Annotated in this window: 19 protein-coding genes and 4 pseudogenes; 16 read left to right on the forward strand and 7 right to left on the reverse strand. The window is 41.3% G+C overall.

What is annotated here, in order from left to right; all coding sequences use genetic code 11:
- Window positions 1-219: 219 nt before the first annotated feature.
- From A142_RS14140 to A142_RS25555, 9 genes and pseudogenes are all read left to right on the forward strand, one after another.
- Complete coding sequence (locus tag A142_RS14140; protein ID WP_019822051.1) at window positions 220-462, forward strand: hypothetical protein; 243 nt, start codon at window positions 220-222, stop codon at window positions 460-462.
- Window positions 463-1,538: 1,076 nt separating this feature from the next.
- Entirely contained in the window at window positions 1,539-2,165 is a 627-nt protein-coding gene (locus tag A142_RS14150; protein WP_019822059.1) for a hypothetical protein, read from the forward strand.
- 216 nt (window positions 2,166-2,381) lie between these two features.
- Window positions 2,382-2,723, forward strand: a pseudogene (locus tag A142_RS25425) (Tn3 family transposase); the annotation flags it as partial.
- Between the two features lie 300 nt (window positions 2,724-3,023).
- Window positions 3,024-4,447: pseudogene (locus tag A142_RS14160) on the forward strand (IS1634 family transposase); the annotation flags it as partial.
- 124 nt (window positions 4,448-4,571) lie between these two features.
- Window positions 4,572-4,883 carry an IS66 family insertion sequence element accessory protein TnpA gene (tnpA, locus tag A142_RS14165; protein ID WP_019822064.1) on the forward strand — a complete coding sequence of 104 codons (312 nt, stop codon included), beginning with the start codon at window positions 4,572-4,574 and terminating at the stop codon, window positions 4,881-4,883.
- 22 nt (window positions 4,884-4,905) lie between these two features.
- Window positions 4,906-5,235, forward strand: coding sequence for an IS66 family insertion sequence element accessory protein TnpB (gene tnpB / locus A142_RS14170; protein WP_081324715.1), 330 nt, complete (start codon window positions 4,906-4,908; stop codon window positions 5,233-5,235).
- Window positions 5,236-5,286: 51 nt separating this feature from the next.
- On the forward strand, window positions 5,287-5,568 hold the full coding sequence (locus tag A142_RS25430; RefSeq protein WP_019822068.1) for a hypothetical protein: 282 nt from the start codon (window positions 5,287-5,289) through the stop codon (window positions 5,566-5,568).
- 55 nt (window positions 5,569-5,623) lie between these two features.
- Window positions 5,624-6,436 (forward strand): IS66 family transposase, encoded by an 813-nt coding sequence (tnpC, locus tag A142_RS25435; RefSeq protein WP_277815626.1) that lies wholly within the window; start codon window positions 5,624-5,626, stop codon window positions 6,434-6,436.
- The gene (locus A142_RS25555; RefSeq protein WP_431306027.1) at window positions 6,433-6,873 is read left to right on the forward strand and encodes an IS66 family transposase; all 441 of its coding nucleotides are present in this window, start codon (window positions 6,433-6,435) and stop codon (window positions 6,871-6,873) included. The genes tnpC and A142_RS25555 overlap by 4 nt, the downstream gene beginning before the upstream one ends.
- 83 nt (window positions 6,874-6,956) lie before the next feature.
- Here the strand turns inward: A142_RS25555 and A142_RS14190 are convergent, their stop codons facing one another.
- From A142_RS14190 to A142_RS14200, 5 genes and pseudogenes are all read right to left on the reverse strand, one after another.
- Window positions 6,957-7,529: a YceI family protein gene (locus A142_RS14190; RefSeq protein WP_019822072.1), complete on the reverse strand. Its 573-nt coding sequence runs from the start codon at window positions 7,527-7,529 to the stop codon at window positions 6,957-6,959.
- 154 nt (window positions 7,530-7,683) lie between these two features.
- Window positions 7,684-8,688 carry an IS66 family transposase gene (locus A142_RS14195; RefSeq protein WP_019822074.1) on the reverse strand — a complete coding sequence of 335 codons (1,005 nt, stop codon included), beginning with the start codon at window positions 8,686-8,688 and terminating at the stop codon, window positions 7,684-7,686.
- 106 nt (window positions 8,689-8,794) lie between these two features.
- Window positions 8,795-8,944, reverse strand: a pseudogene (locus A142_RS25725) (hypothetical protein); the annotation flags it as partial.
- On the reverse strand, window positions 8,877-9,128 hold the full coding sequence (gene tnpB / locus A142_RS25730) for an IS66 family insertion sequence element accessory protein TnpB (RefSeq protein ID WP_081324716.1): 252 nt from the start codon (window positions 9,126-9,128) through the stop codon (window positions 8,877-8,879). The pseudogene A142_RS25725 and the gene tnpB (A142_RS25730), both read right to left, overlap by 68 nt.
- A 1-nt stretch (window position 9,129) precedes the next feature.
- Window positions 9,130-9,504: a hypothetical protein gene (locus A142_RS14200; protein WP_019822076.1), complete on the reverse strand. Its 375-nt coding sequence runs from the start codon at window positions 9,502-9,504 to the stop codon at window positions 9,130-9,132.
- Between the two features lie 85 nt (window positions 9,505-9,589).
- On the opposite strand from A142_RS14200, the pseudogene A142_RS25655 reads away from it, so the two are divergent.
- The 4 genes and pseudogenes from A142_RS25655 to A142_RS14215 all read left to right on the forward strand — a co-directional run.
- Window positions 9,590-10,321 (forward strand): annotated as a pseudogene (locus A142_RS25655) (ISNCY family transposase); the annotation flags it as partial.
- Window positions 10,322-10,348: 27 nt separating this feature from the next.
- Window positions 10,349-10,510 (forward strand): Hok/Gef family protein, encoded by a 162-nt coding sequence (locus A142_RS24425; protein ID WP_081324717.1) that lies wholly within the window; start codon window positions 10,349-10,351, stop codon window positions 10,508-10,510.
- A 111-nt stretch (window positions 10,511-10,621) separates the two neighbouring features.
- Window positions 10,622-11,206: a DUF2913 family protein gene (locus tag A142_RS14210; protein WP_029405434.1), complete on the forward strand. Its 585-nt coding sequence runs from the start codon at window positions 10,622-10,624 to the stop codon at window positions 11,204-11,206.
- Between the two features lie 35 nt (window positions 11,207-11,241).
- Window positions 11,242-11,805 (forward strand): hypothetical protein, encoded by a 564-nt coding sequence (locus tag A142_RS14215; protein WP_019822080.1) that lies wholly within the window; start codon window positions 11,242-11,244, stop codon window positions 11,803-11,805.
- Window positions 11,806-11,898: 93 nt separating this feature from the next.
- On the opposite strand, the gene A142_RS14220 is transcribed toward A142_RS14215, so the two are convergent.
- Window positions 11,899-12,939, reverse strand: coding sequence for a ParB family protein (locus A142_RS14220; RefSeq protein ID WP_019822081.1), 1,041 nt, complete (start codon window positions 12,937-12,939; stop codon window positions 11,899-11,901).
- Window positions 12,932-14,101, reverse strand: coding sequence for a ParA family protein (locus tag A142_RS14225; RefSeq protein WP_019822082.1), 1,170 nt, complete (start codon window positions 14,099-14,101; stop codon window positions 12,932-12,934). The genes A142_RS14220 and A142_RS14225 overlap by 8 nt, the downstream gene beginning before the upstream one ends.
- A gap of 219 nt (window positions 14,102-14,320) precedes the next feature.
- On the opposite strand from A142_RS14225, the gene A142_RS25565 reads away from it, so the two are divergent.
- The 3 genes from A142_RS25565 to A142_RS14235 all read left to right on the forward strand — a co-directional run bounded on the left by A142_RS25565 (window position 14,321) and on the right by A142_RS14235 (window position 16,627).
- Window positions 14,321-14,461, forward strand: coding sequence for a recombinase family protein (locus A142_RS25565; RefSeq protein WP_019822083.1), 141 nt, complete (start codon window positions 14,321-14,323; stop codon window positions 14,459-14,461).
- Window positions 14,462-14,478: 17 nt separating this feature from the next.
- A complete protein-coding gene (locus A142_RS25570) occupies window positions 14,479-15,201 on the forward strand; it encodes a recombinase family protein (protein ID WP_019822084.1) in 723 nt (240 codons plus the stop codon).
- Between the two features lie 601 nt (window positions 15,202-15,802).
- Window positions 15,803-16,627, forward strand: a complete 825-nt coding sequence (locus A142_RS14235; RefSeq protein ID WP_019822085.1) for an Rpn family recombination-promoting nuclease/putative transposase — start codon at window positions 15,803-15,805, stop codon at window positions 16,625-16,627.
- The last annotated feature ends 627 nt before the right edge of the window (window positions 16,628-17,254 follow it).

The following is a 17,254-nucleotide window of genomic DNA, read 5'->3' on the forward strand; positions in this document are numbered from 1 at the left end:
ATTTAGTTCCCTGATTTAGGAAACAAAGCCACTTAGATGAGTTGGTTGCGGGTCTCAAGCTAGGGTGAAGGAAATTTCGGCGGTTTCGGCGTAGAACCCCAAATAGTGTGATTATTGTCCAAAATATGAACCAAGGGTCATATGAAACCTGTTGATTTTGGTGTAAGACTATAAGCTATAAACAAAAATGGCATCAACAATTAAAAGTGGAGGATAGCAATGAAACCAATATTAAGCCTTATCTGTGGATTGCTAGTATCAATTCAAGCATTCGCTTACGATACTCTGCACCAAAACCCCAGATACACTGTTCAGGAAATCTTCCCTAGTACTAAGTATGAAATTACTCTTTCGGGTCAAACCCTTTTTGCTCCTTCAGGGTTACCATTTGCTGGAGGTGATGGTGCAGTAATAGACTTTAATGACTTTGAAGTAAACTATAAGTTTCACTCGAGCCTGTAATATCGTCAACTGCCTTTTCAAATAAAGATTTTTACTATATCAATGAAGGCTCATGGGGGGGATACACCCAGCTGCACAAGGGGAAGTTCCAGAGACAAACACAATAAGAATTTATGGTATTGACGGAGATAGCCTCTCTCCTATGAACTTAGAAAATAACCGTCAGGCGAAGAAGGTGTGTATGACTTAAATATGAAATTTATATTAGAGTTTTCAAGTCCAGTTAATTTTTACACAAACGCTATAACCATTATAATATACACGGACAAAAAAAGGGCCAACCCATACCATCCTAATATGTTTATAACCACATTTACTCCAGAATAATAAGGAGCAAATCGCTAGTTCAAAATGGCTACAGCTAAAGTGCCAAGATGTATGGACTTCCTATCTCCCGGAGTAACGTAATAAGTAACGACACTTTTACAAGGAAGCCCATACATGACTCATTCTACGGTGTTCGCTATCGACTTAGCAAAAAACGTTTTCCAAGTTTGTAAGATGGATCAACATGGAAGAATTATTTTCAACAAAGAAGTCTCTCGAAAAAACTACTGTTGAGAGCAAAGTTTACAATTGGAGTAAATATATGAAAAGAAAAATGTTTATTTTTTACTTACCCTTCCAACTAGTGCTTATTCATCACAATTGGAGCCTATTTACACAAATACATTACTAACTTCTATAGATGTTAGAAAAGTAGTAGTTGAAAGAGTAATATTAGAGCAAATGAAGAAACCATTTTCTTTACCTAAAAGTCCATCATGGCCAAAGGCTAATAATCTTGCTAGTGCATTTGGGGCTATACTTAATCAATTATCGAGTATCTATATAAATAATTATGTAAATATGATGACATACAAAATTCTGAAGATTATTGCTATACTCCACCAAAGTTTGAGACTGGATACTTTTGTATATCTTCATCTAACAACAGCAACTATTCATATTCTTTTGATGCTCGTGAATTAAAACTTAATTGGGTTTTAAATAACCCAGACTTATATAAAAGAACCCCTAGAGTTACGGTGAATAGTAATGAGGAAGTATGTTACACGAACACAAGTGGGAACCACATGTTGGTTATTAAATCCAATCATAATAATGTTATTTTTAGGAGGGGACTGGATGATGGATTATTTTCTGGACAGTTTGGAGGGGTTGTTAAAAATGGGAAGTTTTATTTAATTAAAAAACGTAGAAGAACAACTACAAACACAAGTACAATTGCCCCTTTGTGCGATATTACGGCTGGGTGGAATGGTGAAGAGATGTGCAGAAATAAACTTATAGATAGAATAACAAATCCAGTTGAGTATGAACTAGCATACAACTACTTCACAAAAAACATACGAAAAGCCTCACATTACGATAACTCTCCTTATTCTAGTTTCATTGCAGCCGTTACTGACGAATTACCTATATATATTAGACATGGTATATCTAAAGGGATTAGTTTTTATCGCAAGTTTATTGTTACTAAAAAAGATATCAAAAAATTCCCTGATTTATTTCAAAGTAGTGATATTGGGAAAGTATACCAAGTTGTTGCACCTCATTCAAAAAATAAAGTTCATTATGGTAAACTAAATCAGGTAGAGCTACTTGAGAGTAAAAAGCTGACCGTTGGAATTATTAGAAAAAATACTAATTCAAACGTTTGGGATGAAGAAGATTTTATTGAAGACTGGGTAAGACTTTAACAATATATACACGTTTAAGGGCTTTGTTGCGTAATTCGATGGAACTAAATCTAGAAGCTACGATCTGCTCGGCTACACCCATCAATCGTCGTAGCCTCATGCCTAAACCTCGTTACAAAACAACTAACTGGATGGTTAGGAATTTCAATCCTAACCATCAAGGAACTCTGCGAGGTGACAGAGTGTTTTCGGTGTGATTGCCCTGAAGATAAATTGAGACAAAAGCGTCTTCGCACTCTGAAAGATTTAGATAAATCTGCACTAGCTTTAGCCAAAGTTTGCGCTCTGCTGCTAGACGAGAACTTAGATGATGAGTCGCTACGTCCGTCAGTCTTTGCTAAATTTTCACGGGAAAAGCTAGCGCAATCTGTTTCTACCGTACACGAGTTAGCCCGACCTTATGATGACAATTTTCATGAAGAGATGGTTGAACAGTACGGGCGAGTTCGGCGTTTTCTACCAAAACTGCTTCGTGATATCGAATTTTCCGCCGCTCCTGCGGGAGACAAAACGCTTGAAGTTCACCAGTACTTAGCGCAACTACTCGACTCAAAAAAAACAAATTGGCTATTTTTGCCCATCCCCCGAAATGGTAAAAAGTTTAATGTGCGGCAGCTAGACGTACAAATATTATCGAATTTACCGATACAGAAAACCCTTCCAATTTTGTATTCACAAAGCCTTTATTTTAGTGACCTTATTCTCTTCACTACAGCTATACATTAAACCGTCATTCCGCAGCCAATTTCAGAATTAAAATAATGTGATCCAGTGATCGTTTGCAACTTTTAGTACGACAGACCTCTTGACCGTGATCCCCAGCTTTGATCTATTACTGTTATTTAACGGTCACTTATTATGTCTGCTGCTCAACCTGTCATTAAACGCCTAGACCACTTAGGGCTAATCGCTGCTTTCTGTCATGAAGTCGATTTACCAGGCATTATTGAGCGCATCATTCCCAAGTACTCAGTTCATAACGTCTCACACGGCGATGCTGTCTTAGCAATGATTCTTAATGGCCTTGGCTTTCACAGTAGAACCCTACATATGTTCTCTGACTTTTTTGAGACGAAGCCTGTTGCCAAGTTGCTCGCTAAAGATATTGAAGCTCACCATTTAACTGACGATGTACTCGGACGTACGTTAGATGCTTTGTATGAAGCAGATGTGTCCGCACTTTATCACGCGATTGCAGAGCATGTCGTTGATAATCTTGGACTTAGAACTGACTCTGTCCACCTTGATATCACTAACTTTCACGTCGATGGTGAATACGCCCAAGATGAAGATCTTAATGCCATCAAACTGGTAAAAGGCTACAGCCGAGACCACCGTCCAGAGCTAAACCAAGTGGTCCTTGAGCTGATTTGTGAAAACCAAGCAGGCCTGCCTGTTTACATGCAAGCACTCAGTGGCAACACCAATGATGCTAAGGCATTTTCAGAGGTCACTAAGCGACATATTCATTGCCTAAAAGCAGCTCAAAACAGTCGCTACTTCATCGCTGATACAGCTCTATACACCGAAGAAAGCATTCGTTCACTGGACGAGCAACAACAGAAGTTTATTACGCGTGTTCCAATGACGATTAAGTCAGCCAAAGAAGCCTTCATGAGCCTTGAATCAGAGCAGTTGAGCCGTATCGGTAATGGCTACTCGGGCTGTTGGGTTGACGCTGATTATGGCTCGGTATCTCAGAAGTGGTTGTTAGTTCATAGCGATCAAGCAACCAAGCGAGAAGAAGCAACGTTCTATAAAAACTTAGACAAAAATATCACCAAAGAGCTGAAAGTGTTGGGGCAACTAATGAAAAAGCAGTTTGCTTGCGCAGTGGATGCCGAGCAAGCAATGAGCGACTTCGCCAGCCAGTGTCATTTGCTTGGCTTTACGCAATCAACCATCGTTAAAGAGCCAATCTATTCAGGTCGCGGCCGACCGAAAAAAGACGCAAAGCCAACGGGATATCACTATTTGATAGACGTTACGCCTTATACTGATTTAGAAAAAGTGAAACTAGCCAGCTTAAAGTAGGCATGTTTATTCTCGCAACTAACGATACTGATTGCGTCGATCTAACAATGGCTGCGTTACTTGAGCATTACAAGTCACAGCAAAAGGTAGAGCGTGGATTTCGCTTTTTGAAAAGCCCTGAGTTCCTGACATCATCAATTTTCCTGAAGAAGCCTCAGCGAATCGAGGCGCTGCTGATGATCATGACGCTAAGCTTACTCGTTTACGCTAGCTTAGAGCACAAAATCCGAGAGAACCTCACTAAAACGTAAGCGTCTTTAAATCGACACCTTCAATGAAACGATAAAGATAGATAGCCTGCCTGTTCAATACCATAAATGAACAGGTAACCATCATGACTCAATACCGAAGCCGGGTTAGAAAGCCACAAGAATGGCTGCATATCTCCAAGAATTTGATAGTAGTGGTCTCTCTCCTTCCGAGTTCTGTCAGCTCCACGACATCAATATCAAGACTTTTACCAATAATCGTTATAAACAACGTAAAACTGTAGAGCCTTCAGAGCCAGAACCTTTTATTGAAGTTGCCAAACCTGATGCGGAACAACGCTCTGAGCCAAAACCTCATCGGAAGTCAGGGGTGTTACCATCTCTACGTTTAGAAGCCGGTGATTGTCAGCTTCATATCTCCACCTCTGTTACGCTTGTGTGGATCGCTGAACTGCTTCGAGAGGTGGCAAAATGAAGATGTTCGTTGATGTCACTGAATCTATCTACACAAAGCTCCGGTTGACTTTAGAAAAGGAATCAATGGATTAAGCTTGATCGTCGAGCAACATATGAACCTTAACCCATTCTCTGAAGCACTGTTCGTCTTCTGTAATCGTACACGCGATAAGCTGAAAGTACTCTACTGGCAACGTAACGGCTTCTGCCTTTGGCAAAAGCGCCTGGAAGAAGACAAGTTCTCTTGGCCACGAAAGATGCACGGAACCACCTTGTCACTCTCACAAGAGCAGTGGCAATGGTTACTCGACGGACTCGACATCGAAAAAATAAAGCCACATCGCGCCTTGGATTACCAAAGCCTCAGCTAGAAAACAACAGCAGATGAGGAACTTAGCCTGGCCTATGTTGGTCTTTCTTGTATGAAGAATGATACCTCCCAACATGACATCGCTCTCTTGCATGCCAAAATAGAAGAGCTTGAATCGACTGGACATGCGCTTCGCCAATCGCTAATCAAGAGTGAATCAACCATCCAATCTCTGGTCGAAAAGCTTAACTCAGCACGACGTAAACGCTTTAGCGCCAGCAGTGAGACGATGCCCCCTCAAGACCTAGAGTTCAACGAGGCGGAAAGTCATGCCGCAACGGATGACATCGAAGAAGATGTAGAGAGCGATCGAAAAAATCATTCCGCAGAATGACAAGTAAAATACGTCATCTGACTCTCGTCGTGGTCGCCCTAAACTGCCCGAAGACTTGCCGCGTGAACACATCGTAGTCGATGTGCCAGACTCAGACAAAGTCTGCACAAGCTGCCAATTAACGCTTTGTAAGATGGGTGAAAGCACCAGTGAAAAACTGGTATACCTCCCAGCCAAACTGTATGTCGAAGTGATAGAAAGACCTAAGTACGTCTGTCGCCAATGTGACAAACAAGGGGAGAAAAACACGGTGGTGATGGCGCCGCCACCGCCATCCATTATCCCCAAAAACTTCGCTACGCCGTCTCTGTTAGCGCAAATCATCGCAAACAAATACCACTATGCACTGCCTCTCAATCGACAAGAGTCGCTGTTCGGTCAATATGGTATCAAGCTGAGCCGTAAAACGATGAGTCAGTGGATAGTGAAGTGTGTGGAGACGTTAGAGCCGCTCATCGCGTTACTCAAAGAGACGTTACTTACTCAAGAGGTGCTGTTCGCTGACGAAACCACATTGACTGTCTTGAATGATGAGAGAAAGAAAAGCTACATCTGGTTGTACGGATGTGGCCGTGACCGAGGAGGCGATGCGCAATCGCCGGGTATCGTCTTGTTCGATTACCAAGACGGAAGCCGTGGACACCACTGTCCAGCTTCGTACTTATCGAATTACGGTGGTTACCTGCATGTCGATGGATACGAAGCTTATGAAAAAACGGAAGCAAAACTGGTTGGTTGCTGGGCGCATGCAAGACGCAAGTTCATTGAAGCGGAGCAAAGTCAGCAAAAGGAAAGCAAGGTAAAGGTGGCAAAATCCGGTGGGCAATCACATGGTTCCAGAAACTCTACTGCATCGAGCAAGAGATAAAAGATAAACCCGAAGCAGAACACTATCAGCAGAGGCAGCTAAAGACCTGGCCATTACTGAAGGCGTTCAAAGCTTGGTTAGATAAGTCCGTAACTCAGGTGCTACCTAAGAGCAAGCTTGGAGTCGCGATAAATTACAGTATCAATCAATGGGAAAAGCTGAGGCGTGTGGTTGATGATGGTCGATTAAGTCTTGATAATAATCGCGCGGAACGTTCAGTGCGTCCGTTCACGGTTGGACGGAACAACTGGCTCTTTAGCAATACTCACAATGGCGCACGCGCCAGCGCCGTGTTGTATAGCCTTATCGAAACGGCAAAAGCAAACGACTGCGAACCGTATGACTATCTAGAATACGTACTGCGAGAAATCCCTAAGTTGAAATGCGGTGATGAGCATCGTCATCTGCTTCCTTGGAACATGCCACAAACAGAATAATCCTCCTCGTAGCAAAATACAGCTCGAATAACAGATACCGCTTTAGTTGGCGGTATCTGTGTTGGTGCTAGCTTACTATCTAACTACTTTTTAAAAATGAGATTTAGAGTAAGTGGGACTCGGTCTGAAATCTTGATACCACCAACTGTTGCTGCTAGGTTTGTTAAGTTTTCAGTCGGGATACCAAAATCTGAAGCGCCGATAATGACAGGTGCATTTGAGCTAACCATCACAGCATCGCTAGTATTATGTATTACAACAGGGAACTCTACGGATTTGGTCTTTCCGAACAGAACTACGTCTGCGGGAACGTTAAGCTTGTGAGAACCTTCATTTAACGTCGTCCAATCTACTTTACCTACAACTCTCACAGGGGCATGCTTTGCTGATTCAAAGAAAATTTCGTTGAGTCGCGTATTACGAATAGGAATACCTGTTTCAATGCTGTTTAGGTCAACAGACACATTAAAATGTCCTTCGCTGTTAAGCGTGCCTGTGAGGGTATCGATTGTCGCAGGTTCTACAACAAACTGATTTTTAATGGTGGCAAAGCTGACTGAGGATAATTTTGAATCTAGTATGTAGTTATCAGCAGCAAGCGACGCACCTGAAAATAGCGCAAGCACAATGCTGAGGGTGGATAAAGTCTTTCTCATTAATATTAACCTTATATACGTTGAACAATGCTTCTCCCTCATACTAGTCTGGGTTCATAAAAAGTAATAAGGAATTAAATCGATTGATTTCATGGCTTTTTTCGATATGACAGCACTATTTCTCATTCCATTGTAGGTGTCGATTTAAAGACGCTTACAATGCATCACTCATTAATAACGGTGGGGGAAGACTTGAGTTTCGATGACGGAGGATTTCATCAATAAACTCGCCAGCATGCCCTATATTAGTTTGATATAGCACCACATTATGACCATCAACTAAGTTTGCTACGAGGCCTGAACTATAAACACCCGTGCGTTTTCTCATTTTATCACTGTTGCGCTGCGCTTTTAGTACAGGCACCTGTTCTAAAATACGATTACTGGTGTCATCAAGGTAATAGTGCACAGCATTAGCCGCTTGTTGTAACAAGACGTTGTGGATAGGTCCTAAGCTGTTAACGACATGTTCACTCTGGTCGAACACGGTTGAAGCACTTAAGTTTACACCCAGTATAGATTGAAGGCTACCTTGACGATAGTAAGGCGTCCCAGAAAAAAATTTGTACAAAACCATTAGAGTGCGTGCACTGTACCCATATTTTTGACCTGGCTCTCCATCATCAAGTACTTCCGTTGGCAAGTCAGCCGTAAAATACTGACCACAAGCATTGCAACGTAAACGTTCCATGACGTGTTGCTCTGGTACAAAAGGGCTTTGACCTGTTATACGCAACAATGTCGCTGGGTCATACTTGTATAGCTTACCTTGCTGGCAATCAGGACATGTATCCCCTTTTTTTAAGTCGTCTACCGAGTGTTGAGTCACCTTAGGCTTTACAGATGCGGTTTTGGGGTTGTTGTTTTTAGATTTAGATCTTTTCTGACCACTGTTTTTATTGGTTGTTTTGCCTTTTTTTCCAAGCAAGCTACTCATCGCTTCTGATGAACTGACCATCCCAACCAATTTACGTAATTTATGTAACGTAATATCGTTGTCTGACAGACGCTCTTGAAGAGCGGCTAATGTTTTCAACGCATTGAGCAGTGTTTGATAGTCTTCAGGTGTCAAGGCCAGATCGTGGTCTTTGGCTTCTTGGACACGCTGCATCAGCGCATCCAGCTCTTTGCTGTCGATATCGGTATACGTTTGGGTCATATCAGCCTTATTAAACGACGAGGTCTTCTTTACTATTACGACTTCATATGATCAGTCAAGTCGATCATTAAGATCGTGAAAATAGGTGATAAAAATGGTCAGTTCGTCATACTTTCTGCCAGTGAGGTTGACCTGTAAGCTGCCTTTTAAGCTGCCTTTTAAGCTGCTTTGCTGCCATGACGGTGATGTTATCTTGATGATGCCGAGGCCAATGTTGAAAACGGCCTTTTGATAACCGTTTGGTCATTAACCAAAATCCAGAGCCGTCTTAACACTCTCACCATCATTCGATTTCGATTAATGAATACAAACAAACTGTTATTACGTGGGTCTTGCGAGAGTCTTTGCTTGCATAAAGCCGCGAGACCATCAATCCCACATCGAAAATCAGCAGGTTGAATGGCAATAAGGATATGAGATTGAGCGGTTAGGTGAATCATGTTAAGACCTCACTTCTTGTATCAGTGTTCTAAGTAAGTCAACGGACACATCACCACGCATAAGAAGTGAAGTATGCTCTGATAACTTCACTTCAATCTCAAACAGGTTTGACGTCTCGGGCGGTTCAGTAACAACGGGTAAGGCAATAAACTCAGAAGCTTCTTCAGAGTGGTGTTCAAACTGTTTACGGCAAGATTTAATTTGGGAGCCACATAACCGCAAGGATCTGGTGACTTGTGTCGTGGAGTAGGTTTCAAGTAAGTGAATCGCTCGATAGCGCAATGAGTCTGGGATAGGTACGCTTTGGTGAGGTCGTTGATTTCTCCAATCTTCGAAGTCTTTAGCCGTCTGGAGGAGGATGTCTGGTTTTGTCATAAGTACGTTTCCTTAATAGTAGAATCTGTACTTCAGTAAAACCAAATTAAAACCCTAAGGTAAGCTATCTTCCCGTAAGCTCACTATGGAAACGTTACAAGACTATTTGAAGAATCATGGTCGCCCAATCGTTTTATATTCAGATAAACACAGTATCTTCCGTATCAGCTTACCAAATTGTGATGGTGAGTTAACCCAATTCACTAGAGCGATGAAAACACTAGAAATAGAACCGATACATGCAAATAGTCCTCAAGCCAAAAGTCGAGTTGAACGAGCTAATGGTGTACTCCAAGACCGACTCGTAAAAGAGCTTCGATTGGAGGGGATAAACGATATGGAAACGGCAAATTCTTATCTGCCAACATTTATAGCTAAATACAATCAACGATTTGCCACAGCAGCACACAATTCAGATGATGCTCACCGTCCCGTACTACACACAGAAGAAGAGTTAGATTTAGTTTTTCGCTTACACCATATTCGGAAGCTTTCAAAGAATTTAACGTTCCAATTTAGAAACTGTGAATATCAAATTGTGGAGGAAGGTAGAGGGTATCGTCTACGAGGTTCAACAATAACAATCTGTGAATCGTTTGATGGTGATTTAACGATTCTAAGTGAGGGACGAGAACTGAAATGGCACAAATTTATTGATGGTCCAGATTCACTTCCTTTGGATGACGAGAAGAGTGTTCACCACACCGTCGAGAAAGCGAAGGAAAAGATTCTTTATAGTTCAAAGTTTGGTCACAAACCAAAAGTCGATCATCCCTGGAAGAGTCGAACTAAGCCAAGAGTGTCACCGATAAGGTGACACTTTAGAATTGCGTTGACATGAAAAATGCCAAAAAGTAAAACCGCCTTAGCGGGATTAGTAGTGATTTGTATCACTGTGTTGGTGGGTGTATGGCTTGTCCGAAACTCACTTTGTGAGGTGTGTTACAAGGATGCCCACACCGACTTTCTGGCACGCTTCGTTGTCTACGAAACAATGGTGAAGTAAGCTGGACAGGAAAGGGGTTACAGGAAGCCCCTTTCCTGATTCAGTCTTGTGATGATGCAGACCAACGAGCACCCATATTTCATATCATGTATAGAGCAGCCTAAAACAGCGATGCAAATCAAACGAGATTTTGAGTATTACCACAATCTTCATAACTTAGTGACTAACGCTTTGCTTTACTTACTAATTAAGGTATCAGCATCAAATCGCTATGTCCCGATTAGTACCCGAAATGAAACCCTCATCAAATACTTAAAGCCCAAGGTAAATAACAAGGGATTATCGAACATCAAAAAAGACATCAAGTTGATGCTGAACGTGGCACGTAGAAAGGGAGGAAATTTAGAGATGAAGCTGTACGACTTAAACACGCAAGCCAGCAAAACAAAGTTAGTGGGAGCAGAGAAGCTTTATAGTTTACTGGTATACCTTTATGACACAGAAGGAATTGGGTCTCGCTTGTTTGATGAAGGAAGCGAAGCTGAACCAGGAGTTCTTTGTATGCTTGAAGAGCAGATAGAGCATGGTTTTAACGATGAAAACAATCAGGTAGCGCCGCTTTCAATGCTGATTCAATTAGAGCGAGCACCGGAGCTCATCGATGTCATCAACCGTCACGGCCTGTTCCTTGCGGAGATGAAGGAGTGGAACGGAGAGACACACCAGGCGCATATAGTCGTACACTCGGCAGAATAGCGATGTTATTGAACCACATGTAAGTAAGATTTTTTATGGTAAATCTATATGAAGAAGCAACGTGGGTAAGGGATAGAATAGGGTCAACATCAGACACCGATTTTCCAATAGGAGCTTGCGCTCAAGCTTCACAGCTACTCTGTTATCACTTAAATAAAAAAGGCTATAACAAGCCTATATACCTTGTTTGTGGTGCATCAAAAAAGCGAAGCGGTGAAGTGAGGCATTGGTGGATAGAGAGCAACGGAATTTTAGTCGATATCACAGTCGATCAATTTAACCTCATTGAAGATAGCGCGCTTAGTTACAAAATAAAAAGTCATAGGCCGTATCATCGTGTCTATTGTCTCCCCAAAGAAGAGGCACCTCACCACAAGGTATTCAAACTAGTCCCTAAAGAGTTATGGGTTTGGAACGAAAAGAGCATAGGTGAAATCAGACTTGATGTTCTAAGAGTTATTTATAGACGCTTACATGACAGTTCACACATACAGGAAATCTATTCGGAGTGTTTACGGCACAGTAATTTCATTAAGAAGCTAGCGTTGCTCACCTTGATGGAAATTTCAATGTCAGTGGAGGAAACTTGGCAGATTTAGATGGAATATTCCTGCGGAATAATCCATGGTATAGCAACGCACTCGCAGCCAAAACCCACGAATATTCCGGCGGAATAATCCACGAAATTGGCTTTATTTCTTACCAAATATATCATCCATCAGCCTAGAAATAGCCTCATCAATTTGCGCTTGCTGAACCATAGTCAGTCTTTGGAAATCATATGTTGTACGCCGAGTATCTTTGTTGTAAGTTTTTTTGGCAAACTTATTCTTATCCTCAAAAGTCACCAACGAAACTGTGACAGGCTTTGGTTTTTCTGTCTTACTACTCACAAGCTTACGAAGTTGCACCATAACACTATCTACACTGCCTTTCTCAATATCCAAGTTCGACAGATAGTTCTTCTCACTCCTTAAAAGATAAGTATCAATCTTTGCTAACTCGGCATAATCAGCTCCAGATAGCTCATTAATATCATAAAACAACGCATATAGTTCTTGACTAATAGTAGCTGCTTTCATTGCTTTAGATACTCGCGACTGAGATATGGAGAATGAACTAGCAATCTCCTGCTGAGTCATACCAGCATCCTTCATTAGCAGAAATCGCTTACCTAATTCGTAAAGATTATGCTCCTTCGCTGTCTGTATGGATTTAGCCAACGCTTTAGCATCTGCTGGAGTAATATCATCATCACTAACCAAAACAGTAAAGTGAGGAATTCGTCCCTTTTGGAGTAAAAAGTAAGCTCTACGACGAGATCCATCTAAAAAACTCACCTTCCCATGTTTACGAATAGCAATAGCTGGGTAAAACTGTTGATAATCCATTGTAGAAAGATCATTGAGATTATCAGCCGTAAGATACTGTTGATCTCGGCCATTGATATCAAACTCAACTAAAGTGCTTTCCTTCACCTGCTCATAAGTCAACTCTACTTCCAAAAACATAGCAGTAGCACCAGAAGCTAATTTCCAATTAACTTCCTTAGCTCCTGCTGTCACACCAAAAGTATCCCGTAAATATGAATGCAAATCACCGCCTGTAGCTTTAAGATCCTGCTTTAGTTTTTCAGGCAATGACTCAAGGTTGTTCTTCGCTGTAGTAAGCTGAGCTTCTTTAACATTATTCTGGTCGCCAGTGATGCCTAGAATCTGTTTTTTCTTAACCATTATTCTTACTCCATACGTTATCTACATCGCGATAAATCTGACTTGCTACTTCAAAAGCATTGGTTCTCGCGTCACTGAGTGTCTTTTTGGCTTTAGGATATTCACTAGCAGCGAGATCAAATACTGTACTCATCATCGAAGTACATAGCTGAACAGCTTCCGAATGCTTAAATTGAGTTGGGTACAACCATTCACCAAATGAACGGTTTAATTGATTGAGCAAAGAAGTGTTCGATACAGTTTGACGATAATTAGTCACTAGCATACGCATGAAGTCATATCCTTCATGACCATATTGATCCAGAAGTGCCCAAACTTCAGGTAAGTTTGCGAAGTAATTACATGTCGCATCAATATCATTCTCGTTCGCTGCCAATGGAAAAATAACACTCGTAGCAGCAAAGTAGCCGTTATAAGTCATAAAGCTAAGCGATGGTGGCGTGTCGATAATGATAATATCGAACTCATCTTGTACAGCATCAACAATCTTCTTAACTTGACCGTATGGATTATCTAATTTTTTGTGAGAACGGTGGAACCAACCTTCTATTGAGCGATCGCTTTGAAGCGCAGGGAGAATGCGAAGGTTAGGTATAGTAGTTGGTAAGAAAGAACCACTAACAAACTCTTCATAACTTTCATCATCTAACTCATAGTTACCACGAACTATATCACCAACGCTAAACTCACCGTTTTTCTGAGCATTCACTGCATAGTACATACTTAACGTCGATTGACCATCTAAGTCGATTAAACCAATTCGAAGATTTTCTGGAAACTCAGCACTCAAGCAAGCTGCTACCGTCGCCGCACAAACTGTTTTACCAACACCACCTTTCATGTTCTGCATCATGACTACTTGGCACTTTTGATCTGGTTTACGCTCAAACTTCTCATGTTTACGCAGATTTTGAGGTAGCTTGCTCTCAAAGTCATATAACTCAGAAATACTCATAGACCACTGCATACCTTCTCTAGCTTTAACATCAAAGCCAAGGTTCTTAACATGATTATCTAAGGTAATTTTGTTAATAGATAAATAATCTGACACTTCCTGTCTTGTATACAAACGTTCTTCTTTTGGATAAAAATCATTACGTTTTTGAATATAAGCGTCAGCTCTTTCTTTTAATTTATCAATTTCTAACTTAGTTTTACTCATACTTGCCTGCACAGATATGTCAAATTCAAACAGGTTTAAATATATGCTAAAATTTAAACTATGCAACAAAAATCAATATAACACGCAAGAGCGAAAGACTATCCTTGAGGTGCACCCATGTGATAGCTGTCTGGCAATAATGATTTTTGCTACCATATAAAACCCAAAATCATTTATGATCGGTTTGTATCACACAATCTAAATTCTAAAGGAATCAAAATGGCATTCGTTGGTTACGCTCGCGTATCAAGCATCGATCAAGATCTCTCTACACAACTCGACGCCCTAAAAGCGGCAAACTGCAAAAAGATATATTCAGAAAAAAGAGCGGAACGAAATCAGAAGGTCGTGAACAATTAGAAGCTTGCCTTGATTATATGAGGGAAGGGGACACGCTTGTCGTAACACGAATCGATCGTCTATCGAGAAGCTTATACGACCTACAACATTTAGTTAGAAAGTTGAAAGAAGAGAGCATTCATTTAAAAGCAACCAGTCAGCCTATCGATACGAGTAGTGCTTCAGGAAAAGCTTTTTTCGATATGCTTGGTGTTTTTGCAGAGTTTGAAACCAGTTTAAGGTACGAGCGACAACTAGAAGGAATAGCAAGGGCGAAAAAAGCCGGTAAGTACAAAGGCCGTCAACCGACAGCTCGCAATCAATCACATAAAGTCATTGAGCTTATCAATGAAGGTTACACTCGCCAGTCAGTTGCCACTCAACTTAACATGGGCATCGCCAGTGTTTACCGAATATTAAAAGAATACCGAGAGAGTCATCCGACGGTTCAATTACCAGGCACACACTCGAAACGTAAGGTTGCTACTTTAGAGGTTGAGCTTCGAGTCGAAAACAATAGCAAATTTGTCCGAGGTAAAAAGAAAACTCAGGAAGACATAGAATATGACTGGTCGCTTTACTACGATATGGAAAAGACGTCTTCAGGCGACTATCTCTTAAAGACTCCATACGAATCAGAGCAAGAGTTGGAGGAGACGGTTTACGACATCATATCTGAAGCCCAGTCAACAGCAGACATCAGATATTGCCAGGTTGAATGTTTTGTAAAACATATAGAGACAGGAAAGCAGTGGGATTAAAAGGAATTTGGCCCCAACTCCCCCGCAAAGCCAAACTGGTATTGAACATCAATTGTTTACGTCAAGTCTGTAAATGTAAACGGCGACTTTCCACATCCTTGTACGTCCCTATAGCTGTACTTTAATGCTCTCACTTTAATCCCCAGCCCGAAAAGTGACAGCCTCAGTGGTAAGAAGAGTCGATATATTCAGCAAGCTCCTAGATGACTAACATGATGATATTACGACTGTACTCATAAAAACCGACGTGATAATTGGTGATATTAAGATTAACGTAAGAGCGGGGGAAGTACTCGCCATAACGGGGAGAATGCTACAAAGCATCCGAATCGATCATATGAGATAAAAAAACACCTATCTTGAGAGGTGGTTAAAAGTGTCAACACTACGGGATATGAGTAGATAGCTCACACACTATCGACTCATTGATAGAGTAATAAATACACAATAAACAACCAATTGCATAACTACAAGAAATAAAAAAATACAATTCAATTTATTCAGCACTAGACAGAGAGATGTTTTCTTTCAGTATCAAAAGTTATCGATGGGTCTACACTAGAATATAATTGATGTATAGTATCGAAAGACAAACGTGGTAATGAATAGAGTGAAAACCCCAACATCGATACATGACGGATTGTTTAAGTCGTTCTTGACTGTTCCAGAAACCGCGAAGGACTTTCTTGATGTGCACTTACCAGAGCACATCAAACAGATGTGCAATCTCGATACGCTCCAACTTCAATCCGGTTCATTTTTGGAAGATGAATTAGTAGCCTATTATTCCGATGTGCTGTATTCAATGGAAACGGACAGTGGAGTAGGGTATGTGTACGCTTTGGTGCGATACGCAATCGCGGCAATGAAACAGCATCTAGACGCAGGTAACGAAACATTGCCTTTGGTTGTGCCGTTGCTGTTCTATCATGGGAAAACGAGTCCTTATCCATACAGTACAAATTGGTTGGATGAATTTGAAAATCCAGAGATAGCTCAAACCCTTTATGGTCAGTCTTTCCCTTTGGTGGATGTCACTGTGATACCGGATGATGAAATCATCCGGCATAAACGAGTGGCCTTGTTAGAGCTGGTACAGAAGCATGTGCGGCAAAGAGATTTGTTGGATTTTACAGACACACTGGTTACACTGTTATTAGAACGTTTAATAACAACGAATCAACTAGACAGTTTAGCTAAGCAAGTGCTGGAGCATGAGGAACGGTTCATGACAGTAGCAGAGCAATTGGAAGCGCGTGGCCGCGAGCAAGGTCTACAGAAAGGTAGACAAGAAGGCGAAGAGCACGGTTGGCTAGAAGCCCAATTGAGCATTGCCAAAAAAATGCTTTCAGCAGGAATTGATATCACTCTTATCGCGCAAACGACAGAGCTAACCGAAGATGAGATAGCAAAACTCATCAACTAAGATTTAGTCCCATTTAAACATAATGGCGAAGTGTTAATAACATTTCGCTATTTTTTTTGGTCACGTAAAGTGACAATGTAACCAATCATTCCATGAGGAGCTGTGCGACGAATACTAGAACGCGCTCACGCAGTGAGTAAGAAGCGTCCTTACCGAGTTATCAAAAGCTTCTTTGTTCAATGTTGTTCAGGCACAAAAATTGCCCTTAGCCCTGCTAGAATGCGCGAGCGTAGCGAGTAAGACAGTTCGTGAATATTATCACAATCACGATGTTTATCGCTGTGCTAATGAGGAGACAGCGCAGCCAGCTAGGAGTTAGATCTATTTATTAAGCATCTAATGTTGATGCTGGCTGTAGGTATCATGGAGCGAAGCGACTGCTTTTAGGGGATCGATTAAGTTAGACGTGGTGGATGAGACCTGACGGCGCTATCGCTTGTCGGCTTCGCACTGTCTCTACATTTTCGCTACGCTCCAATATAGCAGCCAGCACGAACCTGAACTACATCTAATTAAATATTTATGTATATACTATTGAGCGACAACTATGCTGACACGGGGGGTTATTGGGTGATCTGCTTAGATGAAAATACGCACCCATCAATTGCATTAAACCTTTTGCCCCTT

This window comes from Vibrio splendidus 12E03, from assembly GCF_000272105.2.
Classification (GTDB): Bacteria; Pseudomonadota; Gammaproteobacteria; order Enterobacterales; family Vibrionaceae; genus Vibrio; species Vibrio splendidus_I.